Annotated in this window: 23 protein-coding genes; 9 read left to right on the top strand and 14 right to left on the bottom strand. The window is 70.9% G+C overall.

Features of this window, described 5'->3' with window-relative positions; all coding sequences use genetic code 11:
* Positions 1-60: 60 nt before the first annotated feature.
* From modA to ACERZO_RS35625, 3 genes are read right to left on the bottom strand one after another with little or no spacing between them, the layout of a single operon-like run.
* Positions 61-870, bottom strand: coding sequence for a molybdate ABC transporter substrate-binding protein (gene modA, locus ACERZO_RS35635; protein ID WP_372670276.1), 810 nt, complete (start codon positions 868-870; stop codon positions 61-63).
* Positions 867-1,271: a TOBE domain-containing protein gene (locus ACERZO_RS35630; protein ID WP_086675206.1), complete on the bottom strand. Its 405-nt coding sequence runs from the start codon at positions 1,269-1,271 to the stop codon at positions 867-869. Before ACERZO_RS35630 ends, modA begins: the two co-directional genes overlap by 4 nt.
* Positions 1,272-1,304: 33 nt before the next feature.
* Entirely contained in the window at positions 1,305-1,784 is a 480-nt protein-coding gene (locus tag ACERZO_RS35625) for a MarR family winged helix-turn-helix transcriptional regulator (RefSeq protein WP_372670275.1), read from the bottom strand.
* Between the two features lie 151 nt (positions 1,785-1,935).
* On the opposite strand from ACERZO_RS35625, the gene moaA reads away from it, so the two are divergent.
* The 4 genes from moaA to ACERZO_RS35605 all read left to right on the top strand — a co-directional run bounded on the left by moaA (position 1,936) and on the right by ACERZO_RS35605 (position 6,187).
* Positions 1,936-2,943, top strand: coding sequence for a GTP 3',8-cyclase MoaA (gene moaA / locus ACERZO_RS35620; RefSeq protein ID WP_372670274.1), 1,008 nt, complete (start codon positions 1,936-1,938; stop codon positions 2,941-2,943).
* Position 2,944: 1 nt separating this feature from the next.
* Positions 2,945-3,205, top strand: coding sequence for a MoaD/ThiS family protein (locus ACERZO_RS35615; RefSeq protein ID WP_372670273.1), 261 nt, complete (start codon positions 2,945-2,947; stop codon positions 3,203-3,205).
* A gap of 1,771 nt (positions 3,206-4,976) precedes the next feature.
* Complete coding sequence (locus ACERZO_RS35610; RefSeq protein WP_372670271.1) at positions 4,977-5,606, top strand: transglycosylase family protein; 630 nt, start codon at positions 4,977-4,979, stop codon at positions 5,604-5,606.
* 359 nt (positions 5,607-5,965) lie between these two features.
* The gene (locus tag ACERZO_RS35605) at positions 5,966-6,187 is read left to right on the top strand and encodes a hypothetical protein (RefSeq protein ID WP_372670270.1); all 222 of its coding nucleotides are present in this window, start codon (positions 5,966-5,968) and stop codon (positions 6,185-6,187) included.
* Here the strand turns inward: ACERZO_RS35605 and ACERZO_RS35600 are convergent.
* The 5 genes from ACERZO_RS35600 to ACERZO_RS35580 all read right to left on the bottom strand — a co-directional run bounded on the left by ACERZO_RS35600 (position 6,174) and on the right by ACERZO_RS35580 (position 11,126).
* Positions 6,174-7,094, bottom strand: coding sequence for a molybdenum cofactor biosynthesis protein MoaE (locus tag ACERZO_RS35600; protein ID WP_372670269.1), 921 nt, complete (start codon positions 7,092-7,094; stop codon positions 6,174-6,176). The two genes, ACERZO_RS35605 and ACERZO_RS35600, sit on opposite strands and share 14 nt — an antisense overlap.
* A complete protein-coding gene (gene moaC, locus ACERZO_RS35595) occupies positions 7,091-7,561 on the bottom strand; it encodes a cyclic pyranopterin monophosphate synthase MoaC (RefSeq protein ID WP_372670267.1) in 471 nt (156 codons plus the stop codon). Before moaC ends, ACERZO_RS35600 begins: the two co-directional genes overlap by 4 nt.
* A 191-nt stretch (positions 7,562-7,752) precedes the next feature.
* Positions 7,753-9,246: an alpha/beta hydrolase gene (locus tag ACERZO_RS35590; RefSeq protein WP_372670266.1), complete on the bottom strand. Its 1,494-nt coding sequence runs from the start codon at positions 9,244-9,246 to the stop codon at positions 7,753-7,755.
* A 103-nt stretch (positions 9,247-9,349) separates the two neighbouring features.
* On the bottom strand, positions 9,350-10,741 hold the full coding sequence (locus tag ACERZO_RS35585) for an NAD-dependent malic enzyme (protein WP_372670265.1): 1,392 nt from the start codon (positions 10,739-10,741) through the stop codon (positions 9,350-9,352).
* Between the two features lie 205 nt (positions 10,742-10,946).
* A complete protein-coding gene (locus tag ACERZO_RS35580; RefSeq protein WP_372670264.1) occupies positions 10,947-11,126 on the bottom strand; it encodes a hypothetical protein in 180 nt (59 codons plus the stop codon).
* 89 nt (positions 11,127-11,215) lie between these two features.
* On the opposite strand from ACERZO_RS35580, the gene ACERZO_RS35575 reads away from it, so the two are divergent.
* Positions 11,216-13,453: a helicase-associated domain-containing protein gene (locus ACERZO_RS35575; protein WP_372670262.1), complete on the top strand. Its 2,238-nt coding sequence runs from the start codon at positions 11,216-11,218 to the stop codon at positions 13,451-13,453.
* 69 nt (positions 13,454-13,522) lie between these two features.
* Here ACERZO_RS35575 and ACERZO_RS35570 read toward each other — a convergent pair whose 3' ends face one another.
* The 6 genes from ACERZO_RS35570 to ACERZO_RS35545 form a co-directional block, all read right to left on the bottom strand.
* On the bottom strand, positions 13,523-14,401 hold the full coding sequence (locus ACERZO_RS35570; RefSeq protein ID WP_372670261.1) for a DUF742 domain-containing protein: 879 nt from the start codon (positions 14,399-14,401) through the stop codon (positions 13,523-13,525).
* Between the two features lie 6 nt (positions 14,402-14,407).
* Positions 14,408-14,824 carry a roadblock/LC7 domain-containing protein gene (locus tag ACERZO_RS35565; protein ID WP_372670260.1) on the bottom strand — a complete coding sequence of 139 codons (417 nt, stop codon included), beginning with the start codon at positions 14,822-14,824 and terminating at the stop codon, positions 14,408-14,410.
* A gap of 367 nt (positions 14,825-15,191) precedes the next feature.
* Positions 15,192-15,800 carry a GTP-binding protein gene (locus ACERZO_RS35560; RefSeq protein WP_086676271.1) on the bottom strand — a complete coding sequence of 203 codons (609 nt, stop codon included), beginning with the start codon at positions 15,798-15,800 and terminating at the stop codon, positions 15,192-15,194.
* Positions 15,781-16,563 carry a DUF742 domain-containing protein gene (locus tag ACERZO_RS35555; RefSeq protein WP_372670259.1) on the bottom strand — a complete coding sequence of 261 codons (783 nt, stop codon included), beginning with the start codon at positions 16,561-16,563 and terminating at the stop codon, positions 15,781-15,783. Before ACERZO_RS35555 ends, ACERZO_RS35560 begins: the two co-directional genes overlap by 20 nt.
* Positions 16,564-16,588: 25 nt before the next feature.
* Positions 16,589-17,050 (bottom strand): roadblock/LC7 domain-containing protein, encoded by a 462-nt coding sequence (locus ACERZO_RS35550; protein ID WP_086676266.1) that lies wholly within the window; start codon positions 17,048-17,050, stop codon positions 16,589-16,591.
* 20 nt (positions 17,051-17,070) lie between these two features.
* Entirely contained in the window at positions 17,071-20,217 is a 3,147-nt protein-coding gene (locus tag ACERZO_RS35545; RefSeq protein ID WP_372670257.1) for a sensor histidine kinase, read from the bottom strand.
* Positions 20,218-20,944: 727 nt separating this feature from the next.
* On the opposite strand from ACERZO_RS35545, the gene ACERZO_RS35540 reads away from it, so the two are divergent.
* The 4 genes from ACERZO_RS35540 to ACERZO_RS35525 are packed head-to-tail and all read left to right on the top strand — an operon-like array spanning position 20,945 to position 24,434.
* Positions 20,945-21,952: an ABC transporter substrate-binding protein gene (locus tag ACERZO_RS35540; RefSeq protein WP_372670256.1), complete on the top strand. Its 1,008-nt coding sequence runs from the start codon at positions 20,945-20,947 to the stop codon at positions 21,950-21,952.
* Positions 21,953-22,723, top strand: a complete 771-nt coding sequence (locus tag ACERZO_RS35535) for an ABC transporter permease (protein ID WP_372670255.1) — start codon at positions 21,953-21,955, stop codon at positions 22,721-22,723.
* Positions 22,720-23,553: an ABC transporter permease gene (locus ACERZO_RS35530; protein WP_372670254.1), complete on the top strand. Its 834-nt coding sequence runs from the start codon at positions 22,720-22,722 to the stop codon at positions 23,551-23,553. Before ACERZO_RS35535 ends, ACERZO_RS35530 begins: the two co-directional genes overlap by 4 nt.
* A gap of 20 nt (positions 23,554-23,573) precedes the next feature.
* A complete protein-coding gene (locus tag ACERZO_RS35525; protein ID WP_372670253.1) occupies positions 23,574-24,434 on the top strand; it encodes an ABC transporter ATP-binding protein in 861 nt (286 codons plus the stop codon).
* The last annotated feature ends 25 nt before the right edge of the window (positions 24,435-24,459 follow it).

Genomic DNA, 24,459 nt, shown 5'->3' with positions numbered 1-24,459 from the left:
ACCCACGGAACGCGCGAACGGCCGGCCGGGACGGATCCCGGCCGGCCGCTGGAGAGCCGCTTACTGCGCAGGGCCGAACCCGGCCTTCGTCAGCTCGTTCTTGCCCTCGGTGCCGAGGACGAAGTCGTCGAACTGCTTGGCCAGAGCGCTCTGCCCGCCCTTGACCACGGCGATCGGGTAGTTGTTGATCGCGCCGGACGCCTCGGGGAAGTCGACCTTCTCGACCTTGCCCGCGGCCGAGGTGGCGTCGGTGACGTAGACCAGGCCCGCGTCGGCGTCACCGGAGGCGACCTTGTTCAGCACCTGCTTGACGTCCTGCTCTTCGCTCTTCGGCTTGAGCGTGACGCCGGTGGCGGTCTCGACCTTCTTGGTCGCCGAGCCGCACGGCACCTGCGGCGCGCAGGTGACGACGGTCAGGCCGGCCTTGTTCAGGTCCGCGAAGGACTTGATGCCCTTGGGGTTGCCCGGCGCGACCGCGATGGCGAGCTTGTTCGTCGCGAAGACCGTCGGCTGGCCGTCGATCACGCCGCCCTGGACCGCTTTGTCCATGTTGGCCTGGTCGGCCGAGGCGAAGACATCGGCCTTGGCGCCGTTGGTCAGCTGCTGGACCAGGCCGGACGAGCCCGCGAAGCTGAACTTCACGGTGACGCCGGGGTGCTGGGCTTCGAACTCCTTGCCGAGCGCGGTGAACGACTCGGTGAGGGACGCGGCGGCGAACACGGTGAGCGTGCCGGTGCCGGCGTCGCCGCCGCCCTTCGGCGCGGGCGCGGTGACCGACGACCCGCCGGTCTGCGTGCTGGGCTCGTCCGAGCTGCTGCACGCGCCCGCGAACAGGGCGACGGCCGCGACGGCGAGAGCGAGCTTCTTCATCGACTTCCTTCCGGTGTTTCCACCACGACAGTGGTCGCCTTGACCACCGCGACCGCGAGCACCCCGGGGCGCAGGCCCAGCTCGCGGACGGCTTCCGTACTCATCAGGGACACCACGCGGTGTGCCCCGCACTGCAGTTCCACCTGGGCCATCACCTTGTCGGCGATGACCTCGGTGACCAGCCCGACGAACCGGTTGCGGGCCGAGCGGCCGACGGTGGAGGGGTCCTCGGGGCCGGAGGCCTGGGCCCGGGCGAAGCCCGCGAGCTGGGCGCCGTCGACGACCTTGCGGCCGGCGGCGTCGTCGGTCGCGGTCAGCTGCCCCGCGCGCACCCACCTCCGGACCGTGTCGTCACTGACGCCGAGCAGGCGCGCGGCCTCGGACAACCGAAATTGCGGCATGGCGCTGACATTATCTCCGCAGTTGAGGAAAAGCTACGCAGGGCGCGAATTGTGCATGACTTCGGCGCGCAGCTGTTCGAGGATGACATTCTGATAACGCTCGATCGCTTTCCGCTCGGCCGGGGAGAACTGCGCGAGCGTCTCGCGGAGGGTGTCGAAGGCCGATGCGAAGAGGGGCGCGAAGCGGTCGGCGGCCCCCGGCACGACCTCGACGAGGACCTTGCGCCGGTCCTCCGGATCGCGCACGCGGCGGACCAGACCGACCTTCTCGAGCCGGTCTATGACGCCGGTCACGGCACCGGTGGACAGGCCCGTCAGCTCGGCGATCCGGCCCGCGGTCAACGGTCCGCCCGATTGGATGACCAGGTCGAACGTCTTGTGGTCGGTGCCGGACAGGCCCATCCGCTCGGCGATCCGCGCGTGCCGCAGGACGGTGAACGTGCTGCCCGCGCGGCCCAATTCCGCGAAGCGGAAGAGCTCCTCTTCGGTGACCGGGTAAGTCTTTTCCGTCACAGGCCCTCGTTAGTTCGGCAACTGAACCACTCACTCGGCAAAGGATCCTACTTGGCACGACGGGATCGCGCGTTCCGGAGCTACTCTGTGCGTAATGACAGCAGTGGATCTCGGGTTTCCTCGCGTCCCCGGTACACGAGGGTCATCTCGCGTGCCCAGGCCCGAGAACCCGCACCTCATCGACACCTTCGGCCGGGTGGCCACCGATCTGCGGGTTTCCCTGACGGATCGGTGCAACCTGCGCTGCACCTACTGCATGCCCGCGGAGGGCCTCGACTGGATGCCGGGCGAGCAGGTGCTGAGCGACGACGAGCTGGTCCGGCTCATGCGGATCGCCGTCGAGCAGCTCGGCGTCACCGACATCCGGCTCACCGGCGGCGAACCGCTGCTGCGGCCGGGCCTCGAGGACATCGTCGGGCGGATCACGGCGTTGTCGCCCCGGCCCCGGTTGTCCATGACGACCAACGGGATCGGGCTCGCCCGCCGCGCGGCCGGCCTCGCCGAGGCGGGGTTGAACCGGATCAACGTCTCGCTCGACACGATCGACCCGAAGACGTTCCTCGAGATCACCCGCCGCGACCGGCTCTCGCACGTGCTCGCCGGCATGGCCGCCGCGCGCGACGCCGGGATGTCGCCGGTGAAGGTCAACGCGGTGCTCATGCGGGGCGTCAACGAGACCGAAGCCGTGCCGCTGCTCAAGTTCTGCCTCGCCGAGGGCTACCACCTGCGGTTCATCGAGCAGATGCCGCTGGACGCCCAGCACGGCTGGAACCGCGGCGAGATGATCACCGCGGCGGAGATCCTGTCGATGCTGGAGGGGTCGTTCGAGCTGACGCCGTTCCCGGCGGCGCGGGGTGGCGCGCCGGCCGAGCGCTGGCTGGTCGACGGCGGACCGGGCGACGTCGGCGTGATCGCGTCGGTGACCCGCCCGTTCTGCGCGGCGTGCGAGCGCACGCGGCTGACGGCGGACGGCGCGGTGCGGTCGTGCTTGTTCAGCAATGACGAGACGGACTTGCGCTCCCTCGCGCGCGCGGGCGCGCGTGATGAAGAGATTGCGGACGCCTGGCGGGCGACGATGTGGGGCAAGCTCGCGGGACACGAGATCAACGACGCCGGATTCGCCCAGCCGATCCGGCCGATGAGCGCGATCGGCGGCTGAGATGTCGACTCTGACCATCGTGGTGCGGTACTTCGCCTCGGCGCGAGCCGCGGCGGGCGAAGAAGAGGAGAAGGTCCAGCTACCGGAGGGCGCTTCGGTGGGCGACGCGGTGATCGAGCTGCGGCGGCTGCACCCGGCGGGGTTGCCGCGGGTTCTCGACGCTGCGAGTTATCTGTTGGACGGGGTTGCGGTGCGGGATCTCGGGCGTGGGCTGCGGGACGGTGCCGAGTTGGACGTGCTGCCGCCCTTTGCGGGCGGCTGAGGCCGGTTTCGATGCCTTCTGTGGGGCTGCGAGCCCTGCTGAGGTGCCGGCCCAGCTGAGGCCCCGGAAAGCAGACCCCCACCCATCCCGGGCAGGGCTCCGGCAAAGTCGGGTGGGGCGATGCTCCGCCCGGCACCACAGCCCGCGGAACGCCGGGCCGAAGAGGCGCGTCGGCGGGATGCCGAGCTTCGGTGGTCGTGAACGACTCGTTCATCGCATCTGGCGAGGTGAACGACTCGTTCATGTCATCCGCCGCCTGAACGACTGCGCCTCGTCTCGCCACGCCACAAAAGCCGATGCCAAAGGCGAGAGGCCCCCGAGAACGGGCACCGACGAGGACCCAGACTCCCCCGCACCCCGATCCGAAGCCAGAACACGGCCGGCAGCGCCGGGTCAAGGCATCTTTCCCGCCTTGACGCGGTGTTGCCGGCCGTAGTCACGATGACAGCTTCGGGGTGCCGGAAGGGCTTTGACAGGACAGCTGCCCCGCCCCACCTCACGCGACCCGAATGCACGTCCCCAAGCCCCACCCCTCCCCACACGCCATGACCCATTCCAGTCACCTGACGCCAGGGCTCCACCAGCCGGGCGGGGCGAGCACCACCGCCCGCGGAACGCTGGACCGAAGAGGCACTTCGACAGAATGCCGAGCTTCGATGGCCATCAAGGACTCGTTCAACGCATCCGGCGAGGTAAACGCCCCGTTCATGACGTCACCGGCCCCAGACCGCCCGCACCGATCCGACTATGCCGGGACCCCACCCATCCCGGGGGACGAGCCCCGCTTCAGCGTATCGGGCAGGTCCGCCGAAAAGGCCGAAAAACGAGGGCGGCGGCCCGGATCATCCACATCACGGTCGGCCTGTGGACACCTCGGCCCTCGCTCCGCCCTGCCGGACTGCGGGCCCCTGCCGAGCCGCCACGCCCCTGCCCGGGCCGCCGTCCCTGCCAAGCTGCCGGCGTGTCGTCTGAGCTTGCCCGGCCGCCGCGGCCACCCAGAGCTTCACCCTCCCTATAAACAGCCGACCGCTCGCACTGCGCCGCCGACCGCTCGGCGAACCTCCTCCCGGCCTCGGCGTGGCGCGTCACCAATTCCGGCTGTTCGCGAGAAGCTGGTCCCGCTCCGCCGCCACGCCTTCCGGTGACGCGTTTCGCCTGGTCCGTCGCGGTGCGTGTACTTGACCGGACTCCCGCACGGAGGCGCACGGTTCCGGCAGTGGCGGCAAACCCCACGAACGAGTGGGACTGTTGTGACTCAAGGGGCGCCTGAGGCACAGTTGTCAAGTCTGGCGCAGTCCGGCGAGCAGTCATAAGATGCGCGCTTCAATCGCCGACCGGACGTCGCGAATGGTCCATTCGCTGCGCAAAACACGTGATGCAAGCCTCACGATCCGTGTTTTATCTCGGCAAGGAAACGACCAGATAACGGCCCGCTGACCTGCGCAAACATCCACATCGACGGGGGTTGCGTGCTGTTACTGTGACGTAGGTCACGCCCCGAATAATTTCCGATCACGGCCATCGTTACGTACCGTCGCTTTTCGGTTGGCCCCGACCAACCAGCACGACCGGGAATCCGTAGCGCCTAGCCCTGTCCAACGGATCCCCGGACCCATACCCCGAGCGAAAGCATTTCCGGACAGGGACGAGGGGACGACGAAGACGCGCCGTGCGTCGGACTCGCCCGCCGGTCTGAGACGGCCGGCGCCAGGACCCCGATCCTGACCCTCACCACAGGTTCGTAGGCGCTGGGAAACCGAGAAGCATCCAAATGTCTTACCGAGGCAAGCACCGCAAGATGTCCGCTGCCACCCGCACCGTCGCTCGCGTCGCCATCGCGGGCATTGCGGTCGGCGCGCCCCTCGCCATCGCCGCGACCCCCGCGTCGGCGACCAACTGGGACGCCATCGCGCAGTGTGAGAGCAGCGGCAACTGGAACACCAACACCGGCAACGGCTACTACGGCGGCCTGCAGTTCTCGCAGAGCACGTGGAAGGCCTACGGCGGCACCGGCAGCGCGGCGAACGCTTCGCGCGAGCAGCAGATCGCCGTGGCCGAGCGCGTCCTGCAGGGCCAGGGCATCGGCGCCTGGCCGGTCTGTGGCAAGAAGGGCGGCGGCTCGTCGGCCCCCAAGGCCACCCACAAGACCACCACCAAGCAGTCGACGCCGAAGAAGACCACGGTCGCCCCGAAGAAGGCGGCCCCGGTGGCCCCGGCGGCGACCGGCGTGGCCAGCTCCAACCCGGCCGGTGACTACACCGTCGTGGCGGGCGACACGCTGTCCAAGATCGCCAAGCAGTTCAACGTCCAGGGCGGCTACCAGAAGCTGCAGGACCTGAACGCGAAGTACATCCCGAACGCGGACCTGATCCTCGTCGGCCAGAAGATCGCCACCAAGTGACGATCTCGCGCAGCGATGCGTAAGTCCGGCCTCGAGCCGTGACTGCCAAGCCCTCCACCGCCAATCCCCCGGGCGGTGGAGGGCTTGCGGCGTTTCCGGAGCGCGCCTGCGGGCTGACCGCCACGCCGGCCGGGCATCCGGCTCGATGTGCCGGGCTCGCTGCTGTCTGCCCGCAAAGCGCTCGCTCGATCGAGCCGCACTGCCCGCGCCGCCTCAGCCTCCACGAGGCTGACCGCGCCGTCAGGGCGCCTGCTCGGCCGCCCGACATGCCAGCCGGCCGCCTGAGCGGCCCTCAGAGGCCGTGGATCCGCTCTGCCTCCCTCAGCTGCATCTCCTCACCCCGCCGCAGCACCTCCACAGTGTCGCCGCTGACCGTCGATGGCCGGCGCTACGTCATCGCCGGGCTGCCCCACGGCGATTGGGCGCGCAACGTCCGCGCGCGGGTCATGCGCGCCTTCCCGCGTGAGGCGCCGCACGGGGTGCCGATGTTCGTCAAGCTCGGGCTCGTCGCCAAGGCCGACCCCGACGAGTTCGCCGCGGCCGCCGACCGCGTCGCCGTCTTCCGGGTTACGGCGAGTTGACCCACTCGTCGGTGCCGTCGGTGAAGTGCTGGTGCTTCCAGACCGGCAGCCGCGCCTTGACCTCGTCCACCAGGTCCGAGCACGCCGAGAACGCCTGGCCGCGGTGCTCGGCCGCCACCGCGCACGCCAGCGCCACGTCGCCGATCGCCAGGTGACCGACGCGGTGGCTCACGGCCACCGCCCGGACGCCGGTCCACCGAGTCGACAAGTCGGCCACGACCTCGGCGATCACGTCGCCCGCGCTCGGGTGGCCCTCGTACGTCAGGTCGCGCACGCCCTTGCCGCCGTCGTGGTCGCGGACCACGCCGGCGAACGTCACCACGGCGCCCGCCGCGTCGTCCTCGACCAGCCGCGCGTGCTCCTCGACCGACAGCGTCTCCTCGGTCACCAGGGCCCGCGCCACGCGCACCGGGACCGCCGTGGCGGCGGGACGCGGGTGGTCGCCCCCGGCCAGCTGGTCGACCGCGTGGTCCAGGATGCCGTCCAGGACGCCCAGGCCGTCCTTCACGCCGCCGCTGGAGCCCGGGAGGTTCACGACCAGGGTCCGGCCCGCCACGCCCGCGACGCCGCGCGAGAGCACCGCCGTCGGCACCTTGGGCAGGCCGGCCGCGCGGATCGCGTCGGCGACGCCCGGCAGCTCGTGGTCGAGGACCGCGCGCGTGACGTCCGGCGTGCGGTCGGTCGGCGAGATACCGGTGCCGCCGGTGGTGAGCACGACGGCGACGTCGTCGGCCAGCGCGGCCCGCAGCGCGACGCCCACCGGATCGCCGTCCTCGACGACGACCGGCGCCGGCACGTCGTACCCGCGCCCGGCCAGCCAGGCGACGATCACCGGGCCGGTCTTGTCCTCGTAGACGCCCTTCGCGGCGCGGTTGGACGCCACGATCACGCGTGCGGTGCGCTTCACGGCCGCTCCCAGGTCCCGGTCTTGCCGCCGTCCTTGCGGAGCAGGCGGACGTCGTCGAGCGTCGCCGCCGGGTCGACGGCCTTGATCATGTCGTGCAGGGTCAGCCCGGCCACCGCGACGGCGGTCAGGGCTTCCATCTCGACGCCGGTGACGTCGGTGGTCTTCGCCGTCGCGCGGATGCCGACCTCGGTGTCGCCGAGGGTGAACTCGACCTTGACCCCGGACAGCGCGATCTGGTGGCACAGCGGGATGAGCTCGGGGACGCGCTTGGCGCCCATGATCCCGGCGATGCGCGCGGTGGCGAGGGCGTCGCCTTTGGGCAGACCGTCGGTGGCCAGCAGCCGGAGTACTTCGGCGGTGGTCCGCACGGTGCCGGCGGCGAGCGCGGTGCGCGCGGTGGCGGTCTTGCCGGAGACATCGACCATCCGGGCGGCGCCGGTTTCGTCGACGTGGCTGAGTTCACTCACATGCCGAGGCTACTTCCGAGCGTGTGCGGGGTGGCGGTGGGCACCGGCACCGCACGTTGCCGCAGCCGCGACCGGGCCGCAGTCGGGAGTGACCGGCGGATCGTCGTCGTCGGCGATTGCCGGAGGACGCGCTCGCTCGCGCACGGCCGGCGGAGCTCGCGCGCGCCACCGACTCGGACGGCGATCCCGGCTCAGAACAGGCGAACCGGCAACACCCCCGCCACTGCTGGTGCCTGGCGCGACGGCTCCGCCGCGCACGCCAGATCCCGCGCCGGGCGGACCCCCGTGGTCAAGAACGCCGTCGCCGCGTTGTTTGCGCATGCATTGCCGCCGAACATGTACGTTCCGTGGCCACCCTGATCAGCCGTCACCAGCCGGGCTCGGTTGCCGAATGCCTGGCGCAACCGCGATGCTCCCGTCAACGGTGTTGCCGGGTCGCGGAGGTTCTGGACCATCAGCACGTTCGATGGGCCCCGGTCACCGATCCGCACTGGCGGCTCCGAAGGCTCCGACGGCCAGTACGCGCACGCCCAGACGTTCGCCGCCGCTGGGCCGAACATCGGGTGGCGGGCTCGATCCACTGCCACGTTTCTCTGGTACGTCCACACCGACTCCGGCCAGTCGGAGTCGCCGCACACCACGTACAGCTGGCTCGACAACAAGTTCTCCACGTTCGGGAGCGCGCCGCCCGGGACCGGGGGGATCGGCCGGCTGATATCCAGTGCGTGCCACGCCGTTGCCAGGTACGGCAGCGTGGCGTCGTAGTACAGCATCCCGAACGTCACCTGGCGGAACAGCTTTCCGTCGATGCCCTGGGAATTCGGCTGCGCGTCCAGGCGGGCCGCCAGGTCGGAGTACTTCGCCTTCACCGCCGCCGGTGTTGTGCCCAGGCCGTACTCCGGGTGGGCGGCGGCGAACGCCGCGAAGTCCGGGAAACGGTCCTCGAAACCCCGGCCCAGCAACCGCGAGCCCTCGACGTCCAGGCCGCCCGGACCGGTGTTGCTGTCGAGCACGATGCGATCACTTCGTTGCGGGAACAGCGTTGTGTACACCGCGCCGAGGTACGAACCGTACGAAACCCCGTAGTACGACAGCTTCGGCTCACCCAGCGCCGCGCGGATCCGGTCCATGTCGCGGGCCGTGTTCGCCGTCGTCACGTACGGCAGCATCGACGCCGTCCGTGACGCGCCGCACTGGTGCGCGATGCCCTTCACGTACTCGGCGCGCGCGGTGACGTCCGCCGGGTTCAGCGCGTACGGCGGCACGTTGCTCCGCTGCTGCGCCGGCGTCAAATCACACGTCACCGGTGTGCTGTGGCCGACCCCGCGCGGGTCGAACCCGATGACGTCGTACGTGTCCAGGACGCTTTGCGGCCACCCCAGCAGCTTCAGCTGCGCGGGCAGGTCCAGGCCCGGGCCGCCGGGGCCGCCCGGGTTGGTCAGCAGCACGCCCCGGCGCACCCCCGGGTTCGTGCTCTTCAGCCGCGAGATCGCGACCTGGATGCGTGTGCCGTCCGGTTTCCGGTAGTCCAATGGGACCTCGAGCGTCGAGCACTCCAGGCCCGGCGCCGTGACGTCCGCCGGGCACGCGCCCCACACCAGCGCACCGGGCGCTGCCTGGGCCACTCCCGGCACCACCGATGCCACCACGACGGCCACCGCCGCGACCAGCAAGATCCTCCGCATTCGGCTTCCCCCCAACCGTGTCGGGATTCAGCCTAGGACGGCGGAGGACCGGCGGTCGTCAGCCGAAAGTACGACCCCGGAAGTACGACCCCGGAAGTACGACTCAGCCCTGTTCGGCGCGCACGGCCTTCCGCACGGCCTCGGCGACCGCCGGCGCCACCGCGCTGTCGAAGACGCTCGGCACGATGAACGACGCGTTGAGCTTGCCGTTGTCGACGACGTCGGCGATCGCGTCGGCCGCCGCGAGGAGCATCGAGTCGTCGATGTTGTGCGCGTGCGCGTCCAGCAGGCCGCGGAAGACGCCCGGGAACGCCAGGACGTTGTTGATCTGGTTGGGGAAGTCGCTGCGGCCGGTCGCGACGACGGCCGCGTGCTTCTGCGCTTCCAGGGGGTCGATCTCCGGGTCCGGGTTCGCCAGCGCGAAGACGACGGCGTCCTTGTTCATCGTGGCGACCTGCTCGGCGCCGAACAGGTTCGGCGCGGAGACGCCGATGAAGACGTCCGCGCCGTTCAGCGCCTCGTGCAGGGTGCCGCTGACCTGCTCCTTGTTCGTGTGCGACGCGATCCAGGTCAGGTTGTCGTCGAGGTTGCCGCGCGCGGAGTGGACGACGCCGTCGATGTCCGCGGCGACGATGTCGCCCGGGTTCTTGTGCAGCAGCAGGCGGATGATCGCCGAGCCCGCCGCGCCGACGCCGCTGACCACGATCTTGCAGTCTTCGATGTTCTTCCCGACCACGCGCAGGGCGTTGCGCAGCGCGGCCACGACGACGATCGCCGTGCCGTGCTGGTCGTCGTGGAACACCGGGATGTCCAGCTGCTCGCGGAGGCGCTTCTCGATCTCGAAGCAGCGCGGCGCAGCGATGTCTTCGAGGTTGATGCCCGCGTACACCGGCGCGAGCGCCTTCGCGATGAGGATGATCTCTTCGGTGTCCTGGGTGTCCAGGCAGACCGGCCACGCGTCGACGTCGGCGAACTTCTTGAACAGCGCCGCCTTGCCCTCCATCACCGGCAGCGCGGCGGCGGGGCCGATGTTGCCGAGGCCGAGCACCGCGGAACCGTCGGTGAGCACCGCGACGGTGTTGCGCTTGATGGTCAGCCGGCGCGCGTCCTCGGGGTTGTTCGCGATCGCCTGGCAGACGCGGGCGACACCAGGCGTGTAGGCGCGGGAGAGGTCGTCACGGTTGCGGAGCGCGACCTTGGGCGTGACCTCGATCTTGCCGCCGAGGTGGATCAGGAACGTCCGGTCGGAGACCTTGCGGACCTTGACGCCGGGCAGCGAGTCCAGCGTCTGCGTGATGTCGTTCGCGTGGTTCTCCGACAGCGCGTTGGCGCTGATGTCGACCACGATCGAGTCGGAGTGGGACTCGACGACGTCGAACGCGGTCAGGACGCCGCCGACGCGCCCGACGGCGGTGGTGAGGTCACCGGCCGCGCTGGACGAGGCCGGGGCCTCGACCCGGACGGTGATCGAGTATCCGGGACCGGGAACCGGCATGGCACTTACCCCCGCATGGGAAAGGTCGGGCAGGACGGGAGCGAACCTACTCCCGTGACCGCCCTCACGAGGGGCCGGAACCGGTACTGACCAGTAACTCTGCTGCTGGGTTGCCGCCCCGGCCACAGCCACGGCCATGGCTTGGCGACAGCGCTTACGTACCGCCCCGGGGCCGGCCTGCTTTTGGCCGGGGCGGCAACCGGGCTCAGCGGTTGATCTCGGTCTCGGGGTGCACGTAGGGCACCGAGTCGAGCGGGAACGTGATGTCACCGAACGGCGACAGCGAGCCCTGGCGGTCGGACGCGAGTTCCGTCACGGGGTGCTCACCAGCTTCGCCCGGCCAGGTCGGGTCGATTCCGTTGTTCTTCTTCTCACCCTTGGCCACAACGTCCTCCACAGCCGTTCTCGGTCTTCCGGGGACAGTCTGCCTGAGCCGAGGCGGGCTGTCGCAACCGCCCGGTATCCTGGCCTTCTATGCCCGCGACCTCCTTGGCGGACTGGCTGCGCGCGGAGTCCGACGCCGCACTCGAAGAGCTGCTCCGCACGCGGCGCGACCTCTCCACGCCGCCGCCCTCCGACAGCACGGTGCTGGCCACCCGCGCCGGCACGCCCGGCTCGGTCGCGCGCGCCTGCGAAGACCTCGACACCGTCACCATCGCCGTGCTCGAAGCGTGCCTGCTGGCCGGCGCGGACCGCGACCCGGTGCCGGTCGCCGAGGTCGCGGGCCTGGTCGGCGCCGACATCGCCGGGCCGCTGGCCCGGCTGCGCGCGCGGGCGCTGGCCTGGGGCCCGGACGACGCGCTGCGCGTGCCGCCCGCGGTCCGGGAGGCGCTCGGGCCGTTCCCGGCCGGGCTGGGCGCGTCGTCGCCGTCGCTGGCCGGCGAGGACCTCGCCGCCCGGCTCGCGGACCTGCCCGACGACGAACGCGGTGTCCTGAACGCCCTCGCCGCCGGCCCGCCGATCGGCCGCACCCGTGACGCCGGGCTCGACCTGACGCTCGAGAAGGCCGAGACACCGGTGCAGAAGCTCCTGGCGCGCGGGCTGCTGCTGCGGCGCGACGACCAGACCGTCGAGCTGCCGCGCGAGCTCGGCGTCGCGGTGCGCGGCAGCGTCTTCGCGCCGGGCGCGCTCACCGAACCCGAGCTGCCGGTCCACCGGCACCAGACGTCCACTTTGGACAAGGCGGCGGCCGGCGAGGCGATGGAGTTCCTGCGCCACACCGAATCCCTGCTGCGCTCGTGGTCCGCGACGCCGCCACCGGTGCTCAAGTCGGGCGGCCTCGGCGTGCGCGAGCTGAAGAAGCTGGCCAAGGACCTCGAGATCGACGAGACGCAGGCGGTGCTGCTCGCCGAGCTGGCCGTCGGTGCCGGGCTCGTTGCGGACAGCGAGTCGACCGCGCCCGAGTGGGTGCCGACGACGCTGACCGACTCGTGGCTCGCGTCGCCGACCGCCCAGCGCTGGATGACGCTCGCGCAGGCGTGGCTGGAGCTGCCGCGGCTGCCCGGGCTGGCCGGCGGGCGCGACGCCAAGGACAAGCCCATCGCGCCGCTGTCGGAGGACCTGCGCCGCCCGCTGGCGCCGGTCACGCGGCGGCGGGTCCTCTCCGCGCTGGCCGACTTGCCCGACGGCGCCGGCGTGAAGAGCGTCGACGAGCTCGTCGCGGTGCTGGCCTGGCGGGCCCCGCGACGCGGCGGCCGGCTGCGGGACGAGACCGTCCGCTGGACGATGGCCGAGGCCTCCGCGCTGGGGATCGTCGGGCTCGGCGGCCTCACGACGGCGACGCGCGCCCTGCTGGCCGACGACCGGCCGGGCGCCGTCGAAGCGATCCTGGACGCGCTGCCGGCCCCCGTGGACCACGTGCTGCTGCAGGCCGACCTGACGGTCGTCGCGCCGGGACCGCTGGAGCCGGAGCTGGCGACGGAGATGTCCGCGGTCGCGGACGTCGAATCGGCCGGGCACGCGACGGTCTACCGGATCACCGAGGCGTCCGTGCGGCGGGCGCTGGACACCGGGCGCACGGCCGACGAGCTGCACGCGCTGTTCAAGAAGAAGTCCGCGACGCCGGTCCCGCAGTCCCTGAGCTACCTGGTCGACGACGTCGCCCGCCGGCACGGCCGGTTGCGCGGCGGCGCGGCGGCGTCGTTCCTGCGGTGCGACGACGAGGCTTTACTGGCGGAAGTGCTGGCCAACCCGGTCGCGGCGGAGCACGACCTGCGCCTGATCGCCCCGACGGTCGTGGTCAGCCCGGACCCGCTGCACGAGGTCCTCGCCGGGCTGCGCGCCGCGGGGTTCGCCCCGGCGGCCGAGGGACCGGACGGCCGGGTCGTCGACATCCGCCCGGGCGGGCGCCGGCTGCCGGCGAAGGCCCGCGGACCCCGGCGCAGCCCCGGTGAGCAGGCGGTGCTGACCCCCGACCAGGCGACGCGGATCGTCTCCAACCTGCGCGCGGGCGACGCGGCCTCGGCACGACGGCGGGGATCGGCGGTGCGGGCGCCGGTGGGCGGCGGCGCGGACACGTCGGCGACGCTGGAGCTGCTGTCCCGCGCGACGCTGGAGCGGCGAGAGGTCTGGATCGGCTTCGTCGACTCACGCGGGACGGCCAGCCAGCGGGTGGTCCGGCCGATCCGGGTCGGCGGCGGGGTTCTCGAAGGCGACAACAACGAGCGGTACTCGCTGCACCGCATCACGTCGGCGGCGCTGGTCGAAGACTGACGTCTTGAATGACTCATTCAGGTCGCCGGAGGTCCTGAATGAGTCATTCAAGACCTCGGGGGCGGCGGACTAGAGCGCCCGCAGGCCGGCCAGGACGCGCTCCATGAACTCGCGGGACGAGCGGTCCCCGAGGATCAGCTCCGTCTGGTGGATCAGGACCAGCCCGATGTCGGACATGTCGCCCACCAGCACCTTCACCACGCCCAGCGGCAGCCGCAGGTGCGCCGCGATCTCGGCCACCGAGCGCGTGTCCAGGCAGAGGTCGCAGATGCGGCGGTGCTCGACCGAGCGCACGCCGCGGTAGCGGCGGCCGTCGTCGGACGTCGAGACCAGGGCCTCCAGGGCCAGGTTGTGGTCGGACCTCGTGCGGCCGCCCGTCCGCGTGTACGGGCGGACCCGCGAGCCCGCCGAGGCGACGGGCGACGCGACGCGGGCCGGCTCCTCCCACGGCTCGGGCTGCGGGATCCAGCGGGTTTCCGGGTCCGGCGGGGGTGTCCAGCCGGTGCGCGGGTCGATCGGCGGAGCCCACGACGGCGGGGGCGCCGCCTGGGTTCTGGACACCGGGGGTCTCGGTGCGGGCGGCCGGGGCGCCGGCGGTGCCGGGGGCCGCGGCGGGGCCGGCGGCCGGGCGCCGCGCGGAGGCGTCCACGCCGGCTCGAGCGGCGGGGGCTCCGGCTCGTAGCGCTCCTCGTCCTGCCACTCCGGCTCGTCGGGGTCGTAACCGTCGTCGTAGTCGTCTTCGGCCGCCGAGGACCCCCACTCCCGGGTGTCCTCGTCGGTGTAGCCCTGCGGATCCGGCTGGGGCCGCGCCGGCTTGCGCTTGGGCATGATCATCGACAACGTCGACATGTCGAACTTGCTGGGCGAATCGAAACCCTCGCGCTCGGTGCCGCGGTGCAGCGCGTCCCAGCCGCTGGAGTCCGGATCGTCGAATCCCGAAATCCTCATCGTGTCCTACCCACGCACGCCACCCTGCAGCTGGGCGCGCAGCTCGGGGGTGATCTGCTGGCCCACGCGCTCGACGAGCAGCGTCATCTCGTACGCGACCGTGCCGATGTCGCACGTCGGCGCGGCCAGCACCGCCAGCGACGAACCGTCCGAAACGGACATCAGGAACAAGTAGCCGCGCTCCATCTCCACCACGGTCTGGTTGACGCCGCCCGCTTCGAAGCAGCGCGCGGCGCCGTAGGTCAGGCTGATCAGCCCGGACGCGACCGCGGACAGCTGCTCGGCGCGCTCCTGGGGCAGCCCTTCCGACGGCGCGAGGAGCAGCCCGTCCGCGGACACCAGAACGGCGTGCGCGGCGCCGGGTACCCGGCGCACGAAGTCCGTGATGAGCCAGCCGAACGAACCCTGGCCGGAAGCCGTCACTACTGCCCCTCCTTGCTCCTGCGGCGCCGCGCGCCGCACTCCGGAGTGGCCGGCACGGCCCACGCTCAAGCGTATTCGCCCCGCCGGAAGTGTCGAGTCGACCACCGGCCGGCCGCTGCGCACCCTACGTGTGCGCCCGGCCGCGCTCCGCGCCGGCCCGGTCCGGGCGGCGCGGGCGGAGCTCATCCCCCGACCCGCCACGGCGGGCTGTCCGCGCAGGTCAGACCGGCGGACGGCAGGCCGCGCCGTCACCGGTACCGGACAGCGGCGGCCGTTCCGTCCTCCGGACGGCGGCAAGGCTCCGCGAAGTGGGTGAAGCCCGTGGAGTTCACTCCAACGGCCGCATCCGGTCCGGGGCGTCATACCCTCAGCCCGCGCGCAGCGCCGTATCGTGCGCGATCGCGTGCTGGACGACGGAGATCAGCACCTGCTTGGCGGAGTCGCGCTCACGCGCGTCGCACGCCATGATCGGGACCGACGGCGCGATGGTGAGCGCGTGCCGCACGTCCTCGATCTGGTGGTGCAGCAGCCGGTCGAAGCAGTTGATCGCCACGACGTAGGGCAGCTTCCGGTTCTCGAAGAAGTCGATCGAGGGGAACGCGTCGGCGAGCCGCCGCGTGTCCACCAGCACGACCGCCCCGATGGCGCCGACCGCGAGGTCGTCCCACATGAACCAGAACCGGTGCTGACCCGGCGTGCCGAACACGTACAGCACGAGGTCCGAGTCCAGGGAGATGCGCCCGAAGTCCATCGCCACGGTGGTGGTGGTCTTGTTGGGCGTGGCCGAGGTGTCGTCGTGCCCGACGCTCGCCTCGGTCATCATGGCCTCGGTGGTCAGCGGGTCGATCTCGGAGATCGCCCCGACCAGCGTTGTCTTCCCCGAACCGAACCCGCCGGCGACCACGATCTTGGCCGACGAGGTCGGACCCGTCACCTGCGGCGCGTTCGCGTCGGAGTCAAATTCTCCGAAGCCCACTGAGCACCCTTTCCATGAACTCGATACTCGGGCGGTCGCCCACCGTCTGGTTGCTGGAGTGCACCAGCACCAGGCCGAGGCCCGCCACGTCACCAATCAACACCCGCACCACGCCGAGCGGCAGCCGCAGCAGCGCCGCCACTTCGGCCACCGACCGGGTGTCGAGGCACAGGTCGCAGATCGACCGGTGCTCGGGCACCCGGACCCGGTCGAGCATCCGGCCCTGTTCGCTGGTCGAGATCAGCGCCTCGATCGCCAGGTCGAGCGTCGCCTTCGTCCGTCCTCGGGTCCGGAAGTACGGCCGGACCAGGCCGGACGTCTCCATCTCCGTCGGCGGCGGCGCGTCGACGTACTCCTGGTGGGCCTGCTGCGGCAGCGCCGCCGCGAGCTCACCGGAGTCCGGGCCCGACGAGAAGTCGCGCTCGGTGCTGTACGCGGCGAAGTCACGCGCGTCGTACAGCGGCCCGCTCGACCCGCCGAACAACTCCGCTCCCGGTCCGCCCAGCAGCCGGTCGCGGTACTCACCGCTGCCCGCCTGGATCGGCCGGATCGGCTCCTGACCGGCATTGCTGTCGGTCAGCCAGTTCGGCGGTTCCCGCACGGGGTCGCTGTCGGAGGCCTGCACCCGGCGCGACCGCCACTCGCGGTCGACCCGCTCCCGGAACGACTGCCAGTCCTCGCGGCCGTCGTCCGAGTGCTCGGACCACCCGCTGGAGAAGTCGTCACCGAGCCGGCCATCGCCCCTCAAGCGCCCGTCGTCCACGGCTCTCTCCTCGGTTCCCGGGTCCTCAGCGGCGGATCGCCGCACCCTGCAGTTGCGCCCGCATCTCCGGAGTCAGCTGCTGGCCGACCCGCTCCACCAGCAGGGTCATCTCGTAGACGACCAAGCCGATGTCACTCTCCGGCGAACCGAGGACCGCCAGGCACGAACCGTCGGAAACCGACATGAGGAAGAGGAAGCCGTTCGCCATTTCGACGACCGTCTGCGCGACCGTCCCGCCTTCGAACACCTTGGCCGCACCGCGCGCGAGGCTCGTGAGCCCCGACGCCACCGCGGCCAGCTGGTCCGCCCGGTCCTTCGGCAGACCACGCGAAGCCGCCAGGAGCAGGCCGTCGGCCGACACCACGACCGCGTGGGCCGCGCCGGGCACCCGGTGCACGAAATCCGTGATCAGCCAAGCGAAGCTGCCGGCATTGTTCGCCTTGGCATGCGCCTGGCCGTTCGGCTGCGCGGAGCCACCCGGCTGCATTGCACCCGCCCGTGTCACTTTCACTCCTCACTGCTGTCTGTGGTGTTGCCACGCCCCGGAACCCTGCTGGTTTCCAGCTGTTCTTCGCCCGGGAGTTCCTTCAACGCGTGCCGTCCCGAGGTGTAGCCCCGCTGGAAGCTTGCCATCCGGCTCCGCGCCGCGGACGCCGAGCGGGTGATCGCACCCGTTCCGGGCATGCCCGCGGTGTTGTCCGCGAAGCTGTTCTGCGCCGGCGCTTCGGCCGAAGGGCTGTTGATCGACCCCGGGACCAGGTACTGGTTCGGGACGCGCTTGGGCAGCCCGGCCGGGGTGATCTCCTCGTTCTTCGACTCCAGCAGCGACTGCGCCGCCTGCCAGCCGTCGTCGGAGGCGCTGTGCCAGCCGTCGTCGGCGGGGAGGAGCGGGTGCCGGGTCGCGGCGGTCGGCTGCAGCTCGTCGACGGGCTCCTGGCGCCGGGCGACCGGTTCGGCCGGTACCGGCGGCTCGTCGGAGCCGGTGAGGGGCGGCAGGTTCGGGTCTTCACCCTCGCTCTGCGGCTGCACCGGGTCGGCAGCCGAGTCGTCGCCCTCACTGAACCAGCGTGACAGCACCGACTGGTAGATGGGCAGCCGCCGGGTGGGTACATCGTCCTCGAGGGCCGACGACCCGACCTCCGCCGCGGGCGGCGGGGGTGGCGGTGGCGGCTCCTCCGGGGGCACGTACTTCGGCTCGCGCTTCGGCAGGACCAGCGGCGCGAACTGCGTGTCACCGGCCCGCGAGCTGGCGCCGTCGCCGTTCGGCTGCGGGGTCAGCGGCGCGAGGTCCTCGGCGGTCGGCCAGGCCGGCGTCTCGGGCTTCGGCAGCTCGGGCGACAGGAACGGGCCCGCCGCGCGGCCGCCGCTGACCAGGTCGTCGAGGCTGATCGGCTGGTCGAGGGGGACCAGGCCGCCCTGGTTCGCCACCGGCTCGGGAGCCGGCGGACGCGGTGGGAGCGGCGGTGCCGACGGCGGCACCGGCGTGTGCGTCTGCGTCTGGTCGAAGTCCGAACGCGCGGCCGGGATCGGGATGCTCGGCATCGACATCGACGTCTCGGACCGGTTCGCCGGCGGCGGGGTCTGCCGCGCCATGCCCGGGCGCAGCGGCGTGAGCAGCTCGGCCGGGACGACGACGCGGGCGATCACGCCACCCTCGATGTCCTCGTTCTCGCGCAGCCGGACCTCGATGCCGTGGCGCTTGGCCAGTCGCGAGACCACGTACAGACCCATCCGGCGGGTCACCGACACGTCCAGGTCCGGCGGCTCGGCCAGGCGCGAGTTGACCTGGGTCAGCTGCTCGTCGCTCATGCCGACACCGTGGTCGGTGACCTGGATGGCAAGCGCCTTCCGGCGGGTCACCACGGCCCGCACGATGACCTTCGTCTCCGGCTCGGAGAAGTAGGTCGCGTTGTCGAGCAGCTCGGCGAGGACGTGCACGAGGTCGTGGATCGCGAGGCCCTGGACCGCGACGTCGGGCACGATGCCGACCTCGATCCGGGCGTACTGCTCGATCTCGGACACCGCGGCGCCGATGACGTCGGCGGCGGGCACCGGCTTGGGCACGGACTTCGCCAGGCCGGCGCCGGAGAGCACCAGCAGGGACTCACCGTTGCGCCGCAGCCGCGTGGCCAGGTGGTCGAGCTCGAACAGGCTGGCCAAGTGGTCCGGGTCCTGCTCGTCGGCCTCGAGGCGGTCGATGACGCCGAGCTGGCGTTCCACCAGCCGCTGCGACCGCCGCGAGAGGTTCACGAAGATGCCGTTGACGTTCTCGCGCAGGAGGGCCTGCTCGGCGGCCATCTTGACGGCTTGTTCGTGGACGATGTCGAACGACCGCGCGACCTCGCCGATCTCGTCGCGGGAGGTGACGGGCACCGGCTGGACGGCCTTCTTCGAAGCGCCGACCGGGTCCGGGTCGTCCAGGATCGCCTGCACGGTTTCCGGCAGCCGGGTGTAGGCGACGTCCAGCGCGCTCTTCCGCAGCACCCGCAGCGGGCGCAGCATCAGGCGGGCGACGACGAGCATCAGCGCGATCGCGGCGGCCAGCGCGGCGAGCACGATGCCACCGCCGACCCAGGCCGAGTTGACCGCCGCCGTGGCGAGGTCGTCGGCGCGGGTCTTGAGCTGGGCCAGCAGGTTCGACTCGACCGCGTGCAGCTTGTCCGCCGACACGGTGCTGTCCTTGCCGAGCGCCGTCGTGTCGATGCTCGGCGCCTCACCCAGCTGGGCGAAGGAGAACGCCGCGGTCTGGATCCGGCGGCGGTCGTCGACCTCCGGGCCGGAGTAGGTGTCGTTGTAGAGCTGGCGCTGGTCGTCGTCGGCGTTCGCGAGGAAGGCCTGGACCGAGGCGTCCGCGCTGGAGGCCGACGCGCGCGTCTGGTCCAGCAGGTCGCCCGGGAAGTTGCCGCGGAACGCGGCGATCTGCAGCTCGGCGTCGGAGCGGGTGGTGAACTCCTTGGCCTCGCTGATCGCCTGCGTGCTCGTGCCGAGGCGCAGCACGTCCCGGTCGGTGACCGCGGTGGTCACCTCGCGGCCGAGCTCGATGAGCGAGTCGAGGATGCCCGAGTAGGCGGTCATCACCGTGATGTCGGGCAGGCCGCTCGAGGTGTTGAACGCCGCCCGCAGCGGGCGCAGGGCGTCGAGGCGCTGGAGACCGCGGGTGTAGCGGTCCTTCGTCGCCTGGTCGTCGTAGTTGAGGGTCGCCGCGGCCGAGCGCAGGTTGGTGACCTCGCGGTCGACCTTGGCGATCTGCGCGTCCAGCCCGGTCTGCAGCAGCTGGTTGTTGGACGAGATCCGCGCGACGGCCAGCGAGCGCTCGTTCTGCAGCTCGTGGACCACCGTGGTGACCTTGACGGCGAAGGCGACCTGGTCGGCCGTCCGCTGGAACTCGGCCGCTTCCTGCGCGTCGTCGACCACGCGCAGCGTGCCCAGCACGAGCGCGGTCAGCGTCGGGATCAGGAGGATCGCGGCCAGCTTCGAGCGCAGCCGCCAATCGCGCATGCCGGAGAACAGCCCGGCCTTCCTGCCCGGAGCATCTCCGGGCGACTGCGCAGGGGTCCCTCCCACCCCCGCGGCGTCTTCGTTCGGCACCGCCGCACCACCATCATCGTTCGTGCTCGTGAAACCCTGCTCGGTCCAGCGCCCGCCAGGGCGCATCGCGTTCTCCTCAACCACTCGTCAGCACGCTCCCGGCGTTCCGGCTCGGCGGCCGATCGGCAGGAACCAGCGCGAGACGCTACCCGTACGGGTGAAAAGATCGTCTTCAGTGTCTGCCTTGGGGGCACCTGAACCCCGTCCGGCCGGACGGAATCGGTTCAGCTCGAGCATCACGGTCGGGTCCCTGCGCTGGTCTGCATCGGTCTGTTTGGTCGGTTCAGCCCACCGGCACGGCGGCTGAGCACGGCCAGGCAGTGGTCTCTGCGGGGGAGAATCTCTCAGGAAAAGCACAGTGAGCCCTGGTAAACCGAAGGTTGTCTTGATCGGCCATCCAGGCACTCTCTCTCACTACATCGGAGGTTGATACCTCCCCGCAGGTGCAGAGGGTAGCGAACGGCCGGAGAAGATGTAACCCTCCTGACGCTTCGTGCCCGATGTTGCACAGCGTTCGCTCAGCCGGCCCACAGTTGGCCATCCGATATTCAGGATCTTGGCCCTACGCTGCGTGAATGACTACGGCGAGTGGAGCAGTGGGTCTAGACCAGAGGCCGAAAGAGTGACGTGCACCACCTTGTCGGGTATTGATCCCACCCGTTGTGAGCGAGCTGTCACCGCCTCTACAGTGGCCCGCGGGACTCTCCTGAGAATGAGTTACGTACTTCCCCGGGATTCGGTCCACCAACCGTCAAACTTTTCACCCAAGGAGCAGGCCTTGCTTGGAAACGCCATGAGCAGTGGCCGGGTTCGCACTCGCCGCGCCGCGCTCGGGCTCGCCCTCACCGTCGCAGCCGCCACAGCCCTGACCGGCTGCAGCGCGCTCGGCTCGGACGACTCGAGCGCCTCGTCGAACGGGGGCGGCCTGGAGAAGTCGAAGATCAAGGTCTCGATCATGCCGACGACCGACCTGGCCCCCTTCTGGCTGGCGCAGGACGGCGGGTACTTCAAGGCCGAGGGCCTCGAGGTCGAGCAGATCATCGCCAACAGCGGCCAGGCGTCGATGACGAAGGCGATCTCCGGTGAAGCGGACATCGCGCTGTCGACCTACATGCCGTTCTTCGTCGCCAAGAGCACCGGCTCCGCGGACGTCCAGCTGGTCGCCGACGGCACGTCGGTCAACGCCAAGAGCAACGCGATCGTCACGGTGCCGAACTCGAGCGTGAAAACGGTCGCGGACCTCAAGGACAAGCGGATCGCGATCACGGCGAAGAACACCGCGTCCGACATCCTCACGAAGTCCGTCATGAAGGACCACGGCGTCGACTTCAACAACGTCACCTGGGTCCCGATGCCGCTGCCGAACATGGCGGCCGCGTTGAAGGACAACCAGGTGGACGCGGCCTACATGCCCGAACCGCAGCTGTCCCAGGCGGCGAAGATCGCCGGCGCGATCCCGGTCATCGACATCAACACCGGCGCCAGCCAGGACTTCCCGCTGACCGGCTACGGCGCGACGACGAAGTGGGTCCAGGCGAACCCGAAGACCCTCGCGGCCTTCCAGCGCGCCATGAAGAAGGCCACTCTCGACGCGCTCAACGACCGCGCGAAGGTCGAGCCGCTGCTGGTCAAGTACGCGAAGATCGACGAGGACACGGCCAAGCTGCTCACCCTGCCCGGCTACGGCTCCACACTGGACGCGCGGCGCCTCCAGCGGGTGCCCGACCTGCTGCTGCAGATGGGCGTCATCACCAGCAAGGTGGACGCCGCGTCGATGATCGCGCCGCAGGTAGCCAGCTAAGTGAAGAAACTGCTCCGAGGCCTGGCCGGTCTGGTCGGCTTCCTCCTGCTCTGGGAGGTCGTCGTCCAGGTCGGCCTGGTCAGCAAGACGTTCACGCCGCCGCCGAGCGTCGTCCTGGTCACCGTCGGGGACCTGCTGGGGGATCCCGACTTCATCCGCGACATCGTCGCGACCATGCTGGCGTGGCTGATCGCCATCGCCATCGCCATCGCCGTGGGGGTACCCGCCGGGCTGTTGCTGGGCAGCGTCCCGGTGCTGCGCACGGCCACCGCGGCGATCGTCGAGTTCCTCCGCCCGATCCCGGTCACCGCACTCGTCCCGCTGGTGCTGCTGGTGATCGGCTCGGGCCCGGAGGCGAAGATTTCCCTTGCGGTGTACGCATCGCTGTGGCCGATCATGTTCAACACCATCTACGGCATGGGTGAGATCGATCCGGTGCTGATGGAGACCGCGCGCGCCTGCGGGACCAGCCGGTTCCGCATGCTCTCGTCGGTCGCGCTGCCGCAGACCGCGCCGTTCGTCTTCACGGGCGTCCGGCTGTCGGCGACCATCTCCTTGATCGCCGTCGTCAGCGTCGAGTTCCTCGCCGGTTCCGAGGTCGGCCTCGGCAGCTTCATCCTGGTCGCGGGCACCGGTTCGATCCGGTTCGACCTGGTGCTGGCCGGTACCGTGGTCGCGGGGGTGCTGGGCTACCTGATCAACGAAGGTCTGGAGCAGCTGGGCAAGCGGCTGTTCCGGTGGAGCACCGTCGACCGGGAGGCGATCGCATGAGCACGGCGACCCTTTCCGGCCGGGTGGGCCGGCGCGCCGCCCGCGGTGCCGCGACCGTCGTCCGCAACTGGCTGCTGTTCGCGATCCTCGTGGTCGTCTGGGAATTCGCCGCCCGGGCCGGCGGCAGCAAGTTCTTCCCACCGCCGACGGAGATCGCGACCGCCGCCGCGAAGCTGTGGTTCACCGGGCCCGCGTCGCACCTGTTCCTCACCGACGCGGTGTTCGACAACGTGTTCCCCAGCCTCGGCCGGACGCTCGGCGGCTGGGCCCTGGCCGCGGTCGTCGGCGTCTTCCTCGGCGTGCTGCTCGGCCGGTCCGAGACGGCGATGGACTACGTCGGCCCGCTGTTCGCGTTCTTCCGCTCGATCCCGCCGCCCACGCTGATCCCGGTGTTCGCGGTGCTGTTCGGGCTGAGCTCGGGCATGCAGATCGGGTCGATCATCTTCGGCTCGGTGTGGCCGGTGCTGCTCAACGCGGTCGACGGCGTCCGGTCGGTCGACCAGGTGAAGGTGGAGACCTCGCGGTCCTTCCGCACGCCGAAGCGGTATTGGATCACGATGGTGGTCCTGCCCGCGGCGGCGCCGAAGATCTTCGCCGGGCTGCGGGTCAGCCTGTCCATCTCGCTGCTGCTGATGGTCGTTTCCGAACTGGTCGGCGCGTACAACGGCATCGGGCGGTCGCTGCTGAACGCCCAGCAGGACTTCGACTTCCCGAACATGTGGTCGTGGCTGGTGCTGCTGGGCATCCTCGGCTACGTCTTCAACACGATCTTCCTGGCCGCGGAGCGGCGGGTGCTCGCCTGGCAGCCCACCCGCCTCGGCCGCGACTGACGCTGGAAAGGCCTCTCCCCATGTCAACCATGCTCGAAGTGTCCGGCCTCAGCCACCGCTACGGCACGGGCGCCAAGGCACACACCGCGGTGAACGACCTGTCGTTCACCGTCGAGGCCGGACAGCTGGCCAGCATCGTCGGCCCGTCGGGCTGCGGCAAGTCGACGCTGCTGCGCTGCGTCGCCGGGCTGACCCCGCCGACCGAGGGCACGGTCAGCCTGCACGGCGACCGCGTCTCGGGGGTGCCGGACGACCTCGCCGTCGTGTTCCAGGACTACAGCCGGTCGCTGTTCCCGTGGCTTTCGGTGCAGAAGAACGTCGAGTTCCCGTTGCGCTGGCGGCAGATTTCGAAGGCCGAACGGCGTTCGCGGGCCGCGGAGGCTTTGGAGCAGGTCGGCCTGTCGGGCGTCGGCGGGAAGTTCCCGTGGCAGCTGTCGGGCGGCATGCAGCAGCGGGTGTCGATCGCCCGCGCGCTGGCCAGCCGGCCGGCGCTGCTGCTGATGGACGAGCCGTTCGCGTCGGTCGACGCCCAGACGCGCTTCGAGCTCGAGGACCTGACCCGGCGGGTGCAGCGCGAGCAGGGCAGCACGATCCTGGTCGTCACGCACGACATCGACGAGAGCGTCTACCTGTCCGACCGGGTGCTCGTGCTGTCGAAGTCGCCGGCGTCGATCGTGGCGGACCTGCCGGTGGCGCTGCCCGCCGCGCGGGACCAGATCACGACGCGCGAGTCGGCGGAGTTCGTGACGCTGCGCGGCGAAGTGGCACGGCTGCTGCACGGCGGCGGCGCGGAGGCCGCCACGGCTGCTTCGGATGCTGCGGAGTGGGAGCTGGCGGAGCAGTCTTCGGACGTTTCGGAGAGCAGCAAGACCGGCAGCTGAGTCCGGTTCGGACACTCGAAGGCCG

Origin of the sequence: Amycolatopsis kentuckyensis, assembly GCF_041679295.1 — a bacterium.
GTDB classification, from domain to species: Bacteria; Actinomycetota; Actinomycetes; order Mycobacteriales; family Pseudonocardiaceae; genus Amycolatopsis; species Amycolatopsis kentuckyensis_A.
This window is presented reverse-complemented; position numbering and strand designations above follow the sequence as displayed.

What these genes read in the sequence shown, in the direction of transcription:
- modA (WP_372670276.1), bottom strand. Translation starts at nt 870, where the DNA reads ATGAAGAAGCTCGCTCTCGCCGTCGCGGCCGTCGCCCTGTTCGCGGGC.
- ACERZO_RS35630 (WP_086675206.1), bottom strand. Translation starts at nt 1,271, where the DNA reads ATGCCGCAATTTCGGTTGTCCGAGGCCGCGCGCCTGCTCGGCGTCAGT.
- ACERZO_RS35615 (WP_372670273.1), top strand. Translation starts at nt 2,945, where the DNA reads ATGTCGACTCTGACCATCGTGGTGCGGTACTTCGCCTCGGCGCGAGCC.
- ACERZO_RS35610 (WP_372670271.1), top strand. Translation starts at nt 4,977, where the DNA reads ATGTCTTACCGAGGCAAGCACCGCAAGATGTCCGCTGCCACCCGCACC.
- ACERZO_RS35590 (WP_372670266.1), bottom strand. Translation starts at nt 9,246, where the DNA reads ATGCGGAGGATCTTGCTGGTCGCGGCGGTGGCCGTCGTGGTGGCATCG.
- ACERZO_RS35585 (WP_372670265.1), bottom strand. Translation starts at nt 10,741, where the DNA reads ATGCCGGTTCCCGGTCCCGGATACTCGATCACCGTCCGGGTCGAGGCC.
- ACERZO_RS35575 (WP_372670262.1), top strand. Translation starts at nt 11,216, where the DNA reads ATGCCCGCGACCTCCTTGGCGGACTGGCTGCGCGCGGAGTCCGACGCC.
- ACERZO_RS35570 (WP_372670261.1), bottom strand. Translation starts at nt 14,401, where the DNA reads ATGAGGATTTCGGGATTCGACGATCCGGACTCCAGCGGCTGGGACGCG.
- ACERZO_RS35550 (WP_086676266.1), bottom strand. Translation starts at nt 17,050, where the DNA reads ATGCAGCCGGGTGGCTCCGCGCAGCCGAACGGCCAGGCGCATGCCAAG.
- ACERZO_RS35545 (WP_372670257.1), bottom strand. Translation starts at nt 20,217, where the DNA reads ATGCGCCCTGGCGGGCGCTGGACCGAGCAGGGTTTCACGAGCACGAAC.
- ACERZO_RS35540 (WP_372670256.1), top strand. Translation starts at nt 20,945, where the DNA reads ATGAGCAGTGGCCGGGTTCGCACTCGCCGCGCCGCGCTCGGGCTCGCC.
- ACERZO_RS35530 (WP_372670254.1), top strand. Translation starts at nt 22,720, where the DNA reads ATGAGCACGGCGACCCTTTCCGGCCGGGTGGGCCGGCGCGCCGCCCGC.
- ACERZO_RS35525 (WP_372670253.1), top strand. Translation starts at nt 23,574, where the DNA reads ATGTCAACCATGCTCGAAGTGTCCGGCCTCAGCCACCGCTACGGCACG.